Consider the following 13,517-nt stretch of genomic DNA (forward strand, 5'->3'; position numbering starts at 1 on the left):
TGCAAAAGTCTTTAAAACATAAAAAATGGTCGGAAATTTCTTCCGACCATGACTGGAATAAATCCCCTTTTTTAATTGTTAGGGAAGTGTTGTATTTTGCTGATATTTAAATCATTAATAGCTTTTAATTTTGATTGCTGAAAAAATAATATCGTTTTATGATAAAATAGTATTATATCAGACTGACTACAAAATTTAGATTTGTGAATGTGAATTAAATCTTAACAAAACTTTAAATTTTTTAATACATAAACGGCAAAATTTTGCTGAAAAAACAATAATTTTTTTTGTATTAAAAAATAAAGTAATGTCACTGATTCTCAATTAAATCTAACGAATCTATACCTTATGAGAAAAGCAGTTATACCCGTTCTGTTCGTTTTTTCACTTACTGCGAATGCACAGGAGAAAAAAGCGGCCGACACTACGAAGACAACCAGTATTGAGGAGGTCGTAGTCACCTCTTTGGGGATTAAAAGGCAGGCCCGCTCTTTAACCTATTCCAGTCAGCAGATTGGCGGGGATGAGCTTACAGAAGTGAAAACTCCCAATCTATTAAATTCGATCAATGGAAAAGTTTCCAACGTACAGATCAACAGAACCAATGGTGTAGGTAGCTCCGTAAGGGTGGTCATGAGAGGAGATAAGTCTGTCAACAGTGCACAGCCACTGTATGTAATTGATGGTATTCCTATTATTAACGGAACAGGGAAGTCTGCAGATATCGGACAGTATTCCAATATGCCGGATCCGGGAGATGTACTGAGCTCCATCAACCCTGATGATATTGAGAGCATCAACTTCCTGAAAGGAGCTTCTGCTTCTGCATTGTACGGTTCAGCCGGAGGTAACGGGGCTATTCTGATTACGACTAAAAAAGGACGTGCAGGGAAAAGTTCAATTACTTACAGTTCCAGCCTTACTGTAGACAGAGCATATAGCCTTCCAAAGCTGCAGCATAGCTATCTTTCCTATGACCCTTCCGTATCGGGATCACAGCCGGGACAGTCAATAGAAAGCTGGGGAGCAAAAGGAGCTTCCAAGGATTATCTTAAAGAGTTTCTGCAAACCGGAACGACGTGGGTAAACAGCCTTTCTTTCCAGTCAGGAAACGAAAGATCAACAAGCTATTTCTCTATCGGAAATACCACCAACAAGGGAGTGGTTCCCATGTCGTATTTTGATCAGTATAATGTTTCTTTCAGGAATTCAAGTAAGTTTCTGGACGATAAATTAACATTGGATGCCAACTTCATAGGTTCATTACAGGAAAGTAAAAACAGACAGACTCCGGGAGCATCTTTTTCTCCTTTGACAAGTTTGTATTGGCTGCCAAGAGGAGTGGATTTTGATCAGTATGGTCCTGATAATTACACTTATTTAAATAAAGAAAGATTTTTGCCTGCCCAAAACTGGTGGGAGGTTAATCCGGATGGAAGTTTTAAAGGAAACCCACCAACACAGAATCCTTACTGGATTTTAAACCGTAATCCTGTTACTGTAAGCAATAAAAATACCTATGGGGCGCTTTCACTGTCTTACCAGATCAATCCCTGGTTAACGGCAAGAGTGAGAGGTAATTATAGCTGGAATATTTCAGACAGTCAGCGTGATATTGCTGCTTTTTCAGCACCTACTTTACTGGCTGTTAATGAAGGAATCAATGGAAGAATTCTTAAAAATACATATGAAAACTCTTCTACATACGGGGACGTGTTGCTTATAGGTAGTCCTAAAATAAGTGAATCTTTCTCTTTAGATTTTACGTTAGGAGGAAGTATCAATACAACAAGAAATAAAATAGGACAAATTGATAATGCTTATCTGACAAACCCTAACCTTTTCACTGTGAGTAATCTTGAATGGGGGAAAAAAAGATCCCCTGGTGATGGATATCATAATATCTATACCAATATGAAGAAGCAGGTGCAATCTGTATTTGCAAGTGCTACAGTAGGGTATAAAAATATGTTTTATGTGGACATGACTTTTAGAAATGACTGGGATTCCAGTTTGGCCTTAACTGGAAGAACAGGATTTGACTATGAATCTGTAGGAGCAAATGCTGTATTATCCTCTGTTTTCAAACTGCCGGAAGCCATTAGTTTCTGGAAAGTAAGAGGATCTTATGCAACTGTAGGATTAGGGTTGCCTACCAATATTTCCAATGCAATGATTGAATACAATAAAGGATATACCTTTGGGGTAGATGCCGGAACACTTGTGTTTCCAAAGAGTTCATTCATTACTGACCCTAAGTATAAAGACCTGTTTCCGAAACCTGAATTTAATAAAACTTTTGAAGTTGGAACAGAGTTAAGGATGTTTAGTAACAAATTAAGCTTTGATATTACTTACTACAACTCCAATACGAGCAATCAATTGTTAGAGACAAAAATCGATTCTTATTTCGGAGGAATAGCTCCTGGATCATATTATATTAATGCAGGGAAAATCCGAAATACAGGTTTTGAATCTTCATTGTCCTATAAGGTCTTCAGTTCAGAAAAATTTGGATGGACAACTACATTAAATGCTTCTGCCAACAAAAACAAAATTGTTGAATTGTTTCCACCAAGTTTACCTATATCAGAAAACCAAGTTTTCTCATTAACAGGAGGAGGGGAATACACAAAACTGAAATTGGGAGGATCTTTCGGTGATCTTTACGGAATTAAGTTTAAAAGAGACGATCAGGGACGTATTTTAGTGAATGAAAAAGGCATCCCATTAGCAGAAGGTACTCCTTCTTATCTTGGCAATCCGAATCCTAAGTTTATTATGGGATTCAATAACTCCTTTAACATTGGTAAGCTGGGAATATCTTTCCTTATTGATGGTAAATTTGGAGGGAAGGTACTTTCTCTTACAGAAAAAGCCAATGATATCTATGGGGTAAGTCAGTCTACAGCTGATGCAAGAGATGCAGGCGGAGTATCTATTCCAAATGCAGTATATGCACCGGGAACACCAAATGCGGGACAGACTTACACTGGTTTAACCAATGCAAAAGATTATTATAAAGCAGTAGGAACAACAGAAGGATTTGGAAAAGGTATTGATGAAGCTTATCTATATAGTGCAACAACAATACGTTTACGTCAGGCATCTGTTTCATATACTTTTGATATTCAATCTAAATATATGAGAAATGCAACGGTAAGCTTAGTAGGAACCAACTTATTTTTCTTCTACAAAAAAGCACCGTTTGATCCTGAGCAGGTATCAGGGAATACACCTGGTGGAGTTGGGGTAGATTCATTCGGATTACCGGTTACCCGATCTATTGGATTATCATTAAAAGCTAACTTCTAACTTTTACAATTAAGAAAATGAAAATCAATCATATTAAAATATTGGCATTCGGAGCTGTACTATTGTTTTCCGCTTCAGGATGTACTAATGACTTTGAACAGTATAACCAGGAAAAAGCGGGAGGTCCTGAAAATTTTTACGCAGATTTTATAGCTGTTGTAGATCCCATGAAATCCATGCAGAGAGGATTACAGTCAGATTATCAGCTGTACCCTAACCTTAGTGCAGATATGTACAGTGGAATGTTCAGTACAGCAACACCATTTAACGGAGGGGTAAATAATCTAACCTATTCAATGATGGATGGATGGAATAACAGAATCATTGCCAGACAACAGGATATTTTCAATTACTCTCTTATTATTGATAATACGGCTAAGGAAATCTATAAAGGAGTAGATTTTACAGGAACATTTGCTGTGAAAAAAATCCTGAAAGTTATTACAGCTGCAAGAGTTTCAGACAGTCATGGCCCTGTAGTCTACAGCAAATATGAAAAGCCGAACCCAAATGGAGTAACTGATTTTGATTCTCAACAGGAAGCTTACAATTATTTTATTGCTGATCTTAGCGCAGCTATTAACGATTTGCAAAAAGTAATTGCCATGCCAGCGACACAGAACGTAGAAGATAAATCGGCATTGAAAAAAGCAGATTTAGTATACGGCGGAAATATGGCGCAATGGGCAAAATTTGCCAACTCACTAAAGCTGAGGTTAGCGATGAGAATGAGCTATGCTGATCCTGCGAAATCTAAACAATATGCAGAAGAGGCACTAGCTTCAACAGCAGGATTGATTACGGATAATGCGGACAATGCATTGATCAGCGTAGGACAGTCAGAATTGAGTTTTATCATTTACTCATGGGGAGACTGTTTAATTGGAGCTCCTTTGATGGCATATATGAACGGATACAATGACCCAAGACTTCCTGCCTATGCTATTCCTGCATCTGATCCAAGCTTACAGGGAAAATATATAGGAATCCGCCAGGGAATTGATTTATTAAATGGTAAATCAACGTACGGAGGGTTCTCACAGCCACAGGCAAAATCTGCCAACGGAGATTATTTTTCCGGGACCGACGGTAAAATGAAATTATTCACCGCCGCAGAAACGTGGTTCCTTAGAGCTGAAGCTGCTTTGAGAGGATATGCAGGAGCAGGAGATATTCAAACCAATTATACAACCGGAGTTCAGCAGTCTTTCGGAGAATGGGGGAAAAGTGCAAGCGTTGCAACATATCTTGCCGACACAACTTCTACAGAAGCTCCTTATGTTGATCCGAAAAATGCAGACAATAACGTACTTGTTGGAAACCCTCAGTTAAGTACCATTACCATTGCATGGAATAACGGTGATACCAACGAAAGAAAATTAGAAAGAATTATTACCCAAAAATGGCTATCCCTTTATCCAAACGGACCGGAAGCATGGGCTGAACAGAGAAGAACAGGATATCCGGTTCTTTTCAAGGTAAGAAAGAATGACAGTGGCGGAGCCATCAGTACAGAAGCAATGATAAGGAGAATTCCTTTTACTATTGATACCAAAACATCATTATATAATTACCAGCAAGCTGCTCAAATGCTGAACGGTCCTGATACCGGAGGAACAAAGCTTTGGTGGGATAAGAAATAAAAATATTCAGAATCACTCATTAGTAAAGAGACATCTCAACATCAGATTTTATTTGATGCATTCATTAAGGCGGGAGAATAGAGTAGAATCTCCAAAAAATTTATAGTTTCGTTTTTTTAGCCTGAATGTATTTTTGAGATGTTCTCTTTTATTTAGAATCTTATTTTAAATATGGGAAAAAACAACTCCGGGACCCGTAGGATCCAGCCAATTCTCTGGATTTCCACATTATATTTTGCAATGGGTGTTCCCTTTGTAACCATTAATGCGGTTTCGGGAATCATGTATAAAGATATGGGTGTGTCGGATTCGCAGATCACGTTCTGGACAGCTCTTATCCTTTTCTCCTGGACCCTGAAGCCTCTCTGGAGCCCGTTTCTGGAAATTTATAAAACCAAAAAATTCTTTGTTGTTTTTACTGAGTTTGCGATAGGAATTCTGTTTGCTCTCATTGCATTAAGTCTGCCTTTACATGATTTTTTTAAATACAGTATTGCCCTTTTTGCGGTAGTAGCATTTTGTGGGGCTACCCATGATGTAGTAGCAGACGGGACCTATATTGGCTTTTTGACCAATAAGGAACAGGCAAAATATATTGGCTGGCAGGGTGCTTTTTACAATCTGGCGAAGATTATCAGCAGTGGTGCTCTCGTTTATTTTGCAGGTATTTTAGAAAAAACAAAAGGCGTAACCCATGCCTGGATAATCATTATGGTGATTTATGCATTATTGTTTTTTGTATTGGGAGTTTATCACTATTTCATTCTGCCGAAAGAAAACAAGGAAGAAAATAAAGAAGAAAAAACGGCTGGAAACGTTCGTCAGGAACTACTGGAAGTGATTACTTCTTTCTTCACCAAAAAGAAAATTCTGTGGTGTATCCTCTTCATTATACTATATCGTTTTGCAGAAGGATTTGCCATCAAAATTGCGCCTTTATTTTTTAAAGCTCCAAGAACGTCGGGAGGATTAGGGTTATCTACTTCAGATATCGGACTTATTTACGGAACATACGGTTCGGCAGCATTTATCTTAGGATCCGTACTGGCAGGATATTTTATCTCAGCCCGCGGATTGAAAAGATCTCTGATATGGTTATGCTGTGCATTCAATATTCCGTTTGTGGTGTATGCACTACTTGCACATTACCAGCCGTCAGATCTTCTTCCGGTAGGAATTGCTGTGGTCGTGGAGTATTTCGGATATGGTTTTGGTTTTGTGGGGCTTATGCTCTACATGATGCAGCAGATTGCTCCCGGAAAACATAAAACGGCTCATTACGCATTTGCAACAGGAATTATGAATCTTGGCGTAATGATTCCCGGAATGATCAGTGGAACGATCAGTGACTGGATCGGATACAAAATGTTCTTTATCTGGGTGCTGATTGCTACCATTCCTGCATTTTTGGTCACTTTATTTGTTCCTTTTCCTCATCCGGAAAATCAGAAAGAACAACAAATCAATTCATAATAATTAAAAATAAAAAAGTAAAAAATACTTTATGACAGCTCAATCAGTAATGATCCCCTGGCAGGATCGCCCGGAAGGTTGCAATGATATCATGTGGAGGTTTTCCGAAAACCCGATCATTAACAGATACGCGATACCAACATCCAACAGTATATTCAACAGTGCCGTGATTCCTTTTGAGGACGGATTTGCCGGAGTGTTCCGTTGCGATAACAAGGCAGTACAGATGAATATTTTTGCTGGTTTCAGTAAAGACGGAATCAATTGGGACATCAATCATGACCCTATTGAAATGCAGGCAGGAAATACAGACATGATTGAATCCGATTACAAATACGATCCACGCGTTACTTTTATAGAAGATCGTTACTGGATTACGTGGTGCAACGGATACAATGGTCCTACCATCGGAATCGGGTATACTTTTGATTTTAAAGAATTTTTTCAGTGTGAAAATGCCTTTCTTCCATTCAACAGAAACGGAGTGTTGTTCCCTGAAAAAATCAATGGTAAATATGCCATGTTGAGCCGTCCGAGTGATAACGGACATACGCCTTTCGGTGATATTTATATCAGTTACAGTCCTGATATGAAATACTGGGGAGAACACCGCTGCGTGATGAAAGTAACGCCTTTTGAAGACAGTGCATGGCAGTGTACAAAGATCGGAGGTGGGCCTGTTCCTATCAAAACAGAAGAAGGATGGCTGCTTTTCTATCATGGAGTGATCAATACCTGCAGAGGATTCAGGTATTCAATGGGAGCAGCTTTGCTTGATCTTGAAGATCCTACAAAAGTATTGTACAGAACGAAACCTTATCTGTTGGCTCCGGCTGAATTGTATGAACTGACAGGAGATGTACCCAATGTGGTTTTCCCTTGTGCAGCCTTGACTGAAGGGGACAAAGTAACAGTATATTACGGTGCTGCCGATACCGTGGTTGCGATTGCCTTTGGATACATCTCAGAAATTATTGATTTTATGAAAAAGAATTCAATTTAATACAGTAATATAAAGTTTAGGAAAATAGGTTAATCATCTTAATTTTCCCTTTTTCTGGGAATTTTATAATGGTTTTCCTATTTTTAAACCAACTTTTAAATAAAAAAATCTCCGATATCTCTCTTATCATGAAAAAAGAACTGCTCATCTGCTTTTTTACAACCCTGATTTCTGTAGCCCATGCCCAGCAAAATAAAAATGATGTTTTATCCTGGGTAGATCCATTTATAGGCACAGGAGGACATGGGCATACGTTTCCGGGAGCAACCACTCCATTCGGGATGATACAGCTAAGTCCGGATCAGAATACGAAAAGCGGTGATTGGGACTGGTGTTCCGGATATCACTACAGCAGCAAAACGATCATGGGATTCAGTCATAACCATTTGAGTGGAACAGGTTGGGCAGACCTTGGCGATATTCTGGTAATGCCAACCGTAGGACAGGTAAAAATGGTTCCGGGATCTGAAGACAAGCCGGAAACAGGCTACCGTTCAAAATTTACCCATGATAAAGAAATTGCGTCTCCGGGATACTATTCTGTTATGCTGGACAGCTACGGAATTAAAGCTGAACTTACCGCTTCCCCAAGAGTCGGATTTCATAAATATACTTTCCCGAAAAGCAGTGAAGCCAATATCATTATTGATCCTACTAATAAGATCTTCGGAAATATTTACCATACTTTAGTAAGTGTGGAAGGCAATAATATAATCAAAGGGTATTGCTACAGCAATGGCTGGGGAGGTAAACGGTTTGCTTACTTCGTGATGGAGTTTTCCAAACCGTTTAAGTCTTACGGCGTGTATGCTGACGGAAAAATCAAAAATGATGAAAAAATTGCCCTTGCCAAAGATGCTAAAGCATTTGTAAGATTCTCAACAGAAGATCAGGAAAGTATTGAAGTAAAAGTTTCTTTATCTCCGGTGAGTACAGAAAATGCACAGGAAAATTTTGATACGGAAGCAACAAATGTTGACTTTGCCAAGGCTAAAGAAACGGCACAAAAGACATGGAGAGATCTGATCGGCAGATTTCAGGTGACAGGAGGAACCGACAGCCAGAGAAAAATTTTCTATACGGGAGTTTACCATACCTTTATTGCTCCAAACCTTTACATGGACGTGAATGGAGACTATGTTGCCGCTCAGGAAAACATGAATACCAAATGGTTCACCAACTACAGTACCTATTCTTACTGGGACGGATTCAGAGCAACGCATCCATTACTGACCATTATGGATCAGAAACATACAAAAGAATTTGCCAATTCTCTGATCAGCAGATATACAGATCGTAAAGATCATATGCCGATCTGGGAGCTTTGCGGATATGATAACTTCTGTATGTTGGGCTATCACAGTGCTTCGGTAATCTGGGATGCCATTTCCAAAGGAGTTCCCGGTATAGATGCAGAAAAAGCTTTTGCCGCAATGAAAGATGCTTCTTTAACAGATAAAATGAGCAGCAGTGATGGTGGCGGCGGTCTTAATGATTATATCAAATTAGGCTACACTCCATCAGAAAACGGAGCTTCTGTTTCGGCAACACTGGAATATTCATACGATGACTGGTGTATTCAGCAGCTTGCTGAAAAATTAGGTAAAAAAGAAGAATCGGAAGTGTATAAAAAACGTTCTATGAACTTCCTGAATACCTTCAATAAAGAAAATAACCACTTCTGGCCAAGACAAAAAGATGGAAAATTCTTAGCAGATTTTACCCTTAATGATTGGAAAAAACTCCAGCCACACTGGGTTTCCGGAAACATCTGGGCTTATGATTTCTTTGTTCCTCACCAGATTGACGAAATGATGAATCTGTACGGAGGTAAAAAAGGATTTGAAGAAAAACTGGATAAAACCTTTACAGAAGCGCTTCATATGCAAGGAGAGCAGCACGTAGATATTTCAGGATTCATCGGATCTTTAGGATTCGGGGATGAGCCTGGTCATCATGTTCCATACCTGTACAACTATGCAGGAAGTCCTTACAAGACTCAGAAATTGGTAAAATACATCCGAGATAATATGTATGCGGCAAAACCTGATGGAATCGTTAACAATGAAGACTGCGGCCAGATGTCAGCATGGTATATTTTCTCATCATTAGGATTCTATCCTGTGACACCTGGGAAACCTGTATATGCCATCGGAGCACCACAATTCCCGAAAGCGTCATTAAAATTAGAAAATGGAAAAACTTTTACCGTGATTGCTGACAAGATATCCGACAAGAATATCTATGTACAGAAAATGTTCCTGAACGGAAAAGAATACAAAAGCTGGGAGCTGAACCATAGCGATATTATGAACGGTGGTGAACTGAGATTCGTTATGGGAAGTAAGCCTGTAAAATAAGACTCATAAAAATAAACGAAATAAAAGTATCAATGGAAAGGAGAAATTTTATTAAAACAAGTGCACTGGCGGGAGCCGGATTGCTGTTTACTCAAAATGTTTTTGCTAAAAATTTAGTGCTGGACGATTTTCCTGTTGTCCGTGTGCCTAAAGATAAAAGACATTTTACCAGCGAATCCGTAGAAAGTGCTATTGCAGCGTTTAAAAAGAAAGTAAAAAACAAAGAGCTGAGCTGGCTTTTTGAAAACTGCTTCCCGAATACATTGGATACTACTGTTTACTATACGGAAACCGGAGGAACACCTGATACCTATGTGATCACCGGGGATATTGATGCCATGTGGCTTCGTGACAGTTCCGCACAGGTTTTCCCTTATCTGCAGTTTTCGAAAAAAGACGAAAAACTGCATAAGCTGATCTCAGGAGTAATCCATAAACAGACTACTTTCATCCTGAAAGATCCTTATGCGAATGCTTTCTATAACGATGATCAGAAGATCAGTAAATGGAAAGAATATGACCATACCGATATGAAGCCGGGAACCCATGAAAGGAAGTGGGAAATCGACTCGCTTTGCTATCCTATCCGTCTGGCCTACCACTTCTGGAAAACTACAGGAGATACAAAACCTTTTGATGCGAACTGGCTGAAAGGAATCAAACTTACCCTGCAGACTTTCACAGAACAGCAGAGAAAAAATGATCTGGGTCCTTACAAATTCGAGCGTACAACGGCTTGGGCAACAGACGGAGTTCCTATGGGGGGATATGGTTATCCAACGAAACCTGTAGGATTGATCAGCTCTATGTTCCGTCCAAGTGATGATGCTACCATCTACGGATTCCTGATCCCTTCCAACTTATTTGCGGTGGTAAGCTTACGCCAGGCTGCGGAAATGGTTACTCAGATTAAAAATGAAAAAACGTTGGCTCAGCAACTGAACAGCCTTGCTGATGAGGTAGAAACAGCCATCAAAAAATACGGAATTTACAATCATCCTGAATTTGGAAAAATATATGCTTTTGAAGTGAATGGTTTCGGAAGTTACAACCTGATGGATGATGCAAACTGTCCAAGTTTGCTGGGACTGCCTTATCTGGATGCGGTGAAAGCTGATGACCCTGTATATTTGAATACAAGAAAATTTGTGTGGTCAGAAAACAACCCGTTCTTCTTCAAAGGTAAGCTGGCAGAGGGAATAGGAGGTCCGCATATCGGACTTGATATGATCTGGCCAATGAGTATCATAATGAAGGCACTCACTACCAAAGATAAAAGTGAGATCAGATGGTGTATAGATACCTTACAGAAAACGCACGGAGGAACAGGCTTTATGCATGAATCCTTCCATAAAGACGACTCCAAAAAGTTCACCAGAGAATGGTTTGCATGGGCCAATACCTTATTTGGAGAATTATTATGGAAAACCTTTAACGAAAACCCGGAGCTACTGACATAGCACATCCTTTTATATGGCTTTTTCATCTGAGATTCCTTCCCAAAAAAGAAGGTGTCAGGGGATTGCTATATAAAATTCAGACACCAAAACACCTTAAAAAAATTATACAATGAAAAAAAAATCCATCTTTACCGCACTGATTGCCATGATGCTTCAATCCGGTTCTCTGATGAACGCACAACAGCTTAATCCTACCGGAATATGCTACGTGGAAGTGAATAACAACAACCTCCTGAATGCAGGAGCGTACAAACTGCAGACATCGAACAGCTATCTGTTTAATGTGGTGAATATTTTTGCGGCCAATATTAATTATGATACCAGCCGTGGACGAGCTTATCTGTATTCCAATAATAATGTCACGAAAGTGCTTACCAATGCAGATACTTATATCAAGCCGCTTCAGCAGAAAGGAATGAAAGTAGTCCTTACAATTTTGGGGAATCACCAGGGCGCGGGGATCTGTAATTTTCCTACCCGTGAAGCCGCAAAAGACTTTGCTCTGCAGCTTGCCAATACAGTGAATACCTACGGTCTTGATGGAATAGATTTTGATGATGAATACTCTGAATACGGAAATAACGGAACCGGGCAGCCTAATGACAGCTCTTTCGTAATGCTTGTTCAGGAGCTAAGAGCATTATTACCGAATAAAATTATTTCATTCTATTATTATGGTCCTGCTGCTTCAAGACTTTCCTGGAACGGAGCCAGAGTAGGAGACAACGTTAACTACAGCTGGAATGCGATGTATGGAACATTCTCTGCGCCTAATGTACCTCCGCTTACCAAAGCACAAATCTCTCCTGCAGCGGTATGGATGGGAAATACTTCCAATTCTACCACTACCAGCCTGGCAACCCAAACAAAAAATGGCGGTTACGGAGTATTTATGTGGTATGATTTACATGGAACTAATGAAACGGCACAGCTTTCAGCAGGAACTCAGACATTATATGGAGAGTCAACTGTTTTAAGCAGTACTTTACAATCATGGACACAAGGCACAAACTGTGATGCCCCTATCGGATTGTACACAAGCAATCTTACCGGAACAAGTGCAAAACTGAACTGGTCAGCCGTAGGAACCAATACTTATGATGTTGATTATAAACCAGTTTCTTCAACAACATGGACGAATGCCATATCTGCAACAAGTTCCACTTCTGTAACAGTTTCAGGTTTAACAGCCAATACCGAATATGACTGGAGAATCAGAACCAACTGCAGTGTGAAAAGCGCTTATATGTTTGCTCCAAGATTTACCAGCACCTCAGGAACAACACCTACAGGTTCTTATGCCTTATCTCTGGATGGAACCAGTGAATCAGGAGCCGCCGGAAGTATGAATCTAAGCGGTTCAGCTTTATCTTTTGAAGGATGGATAAAACCTTCGTCCTTCAAATCTGCTTTTCCATATATTTCCTCTATCATGGGAACGGAGGTAAGCGACAGCAATTCTGCATTCTTACGATTAGGAGATGCCAGCCTTGCTAATAATAAACTCCAGTTTGTGGTAAGTATTAATAATGTACAGCAAAAACTGGCTTCTGCAACTGCTTTGAATGCCAATACCTGGTATCATGTGGCAGCTACTTATGATGGAGCCAATATGAAATTGTACATCAATGGTGTTTTGGATGCCACTAAAGCTCAAACCGGAAGTGTGAACTCAACAGGTGCATTCAACGTAGGATATTTATATAACACATCAAGGAATTTCAATGGAAAAATAGATGAGGTAAGAGTTTGGAAACGCGCATTAAGCCAGACGGAAATCAGCCAGAAGATGTGTAATGTATCTGTTCCTGCAACTTCACTGGCTGCTTATTGGAAGTTTAATGAAGGCAGTGGCTCTACTGTTCAGGATACTTCAGGGAATGGAGTGACTTTAACATTGACGGGTGTTGATGCTTCTAATTGGGGAACAGATATACCATGTACAACTGGAAGTTCAGCATTAGCAAGAACCGCAGGGCAAAAAGCGATAAATGCAGGAGAGACAAACCTTAAAAATCAAATCAAATTATATCCTAATCCGGTAAGCAAATCTTCACCATTGACAGTGTTTGTTCCGGATGAATACAACAAAGGAAAGTTGACAATTTATGATTTTAATGGAAGAATCGTAGACACAAAATCCCTGAATTCAGGAGATAATCAATATGAATTGAGCAGAATTCCGGCAGGAAATTACATTGTTCAGTTTGAGTCTCAGGATGGAAGTCTCAAACATACAGAAAAATTAATTGTAAAATAACAA

General features: G+C 39.4%; 7 protein-coding genes. All 7 read left to right on the forward strand.

Annotated elements, in window-relative coordinates; genetic code table 11:
- The first annotated feature begins 348 nt into the window (after positions 1 to 348).
- The 7 genes from ACODR7_RS06160 (at position 349) to ACODR7_RS06190 (ending at position 13,514) form a co-directional block, all read left to right on the forward strand.
- The gene (locus ACODR7_RS06160; RefSeq protein WP_488838068.1) at positions 349 to 3,315 is read left to right on the forward strand and encodes a SusC/RagA family TonB-linked outer membrane protein; all 2,967 of its coding nucleotides are present in this window, start codon (positions 349 to 351) and stop codon (positions 3,313 to 3,315) included.
- Between the two features lie 17 nt (positions 3,316 to 3,332).
- On the forward strand, positions 3,333 to 4,958 hold the full coding sequence (locus tag ACODR7_RS06165) for a SusD/RagB family nutrient-binding outer membrane lipoprotein (protein WP_488838069.1): 1,626 nt from the start codon (positions 3,333 to 3,335) through the stop codon (positions 4,956 to 4,958).
- 171 nt (positions 4,959 to 5,129) lie between these two features.
- Complete coding sequence (locus tag ACODR7_RS06170) at positions 5,130 to 6,431, forward strand: MFS transporter (protein ID WP_488838071.1); 1,302 nt, start codon at positions 5,130 to 5,132, stop codon at positions 6,429 to 6,431.
- Between the two features lie 31 nt (positions 6,432 to 6,462).
- On the forward strand, positions 6,463 to 7,434 hold the full coding sequence (locus ACODR7_RS06175) for a glycoside hydrolase family 130 protein (protein ID WP_047376309.1): 972 nt from the start codon (positions 6,463 to 6,465) through the stop codon (positions 7,432 to 7,434).
- A gap of 128 nt (positions 7,435 to 7,562) precedes the next feature.
- Positions 7,563 to 9,794: a GH92 family glycosyl hydrolase gene (locus ACODR7_RS06180; RefSeq protein WP_488838074.1), complete on the forward strand. Its 2,232-nt coding sequence runs from the start codon at positions 7,563 to 7,565 to the stop codon at positions 9,792 to 9,794.
- 32 nt (positions 9,795 to 9,826) lie between these two features.
- The gene (locus ACODR7_RS06185) at positions 9,827 to 11,254 is read left to right on the forward strand and encodes a glycoside hydrolase family 125 protein (RefSeq protein WP_488838076.1); all 1,428 of its coding nucleotides are present in this window, start codon (positions 9,827 to 9,829) and stop codon (positions 11,252 to 11,254) included.
- Between the two features lie 109 nt (positions 11,255 to 11,363).
- Positions 11,364 to 13,514, forward strand: a complete 2,151-nt coding sequence (locus ACODR7_RS06190) for an endo-beta-N-acetylglucosaminidase H (protein ID WP_488838078.1) — start codon at positions 11,364 to 11,366, stop codon at positions 13,512 to 13,514.
- The last annotated feature ends 3 nt before the right edge of the window (positions 13,515 to 13,517 follow it).

Source organism: Chryseobacterium sp. FG46 (genome assembly GCF_057809135.1).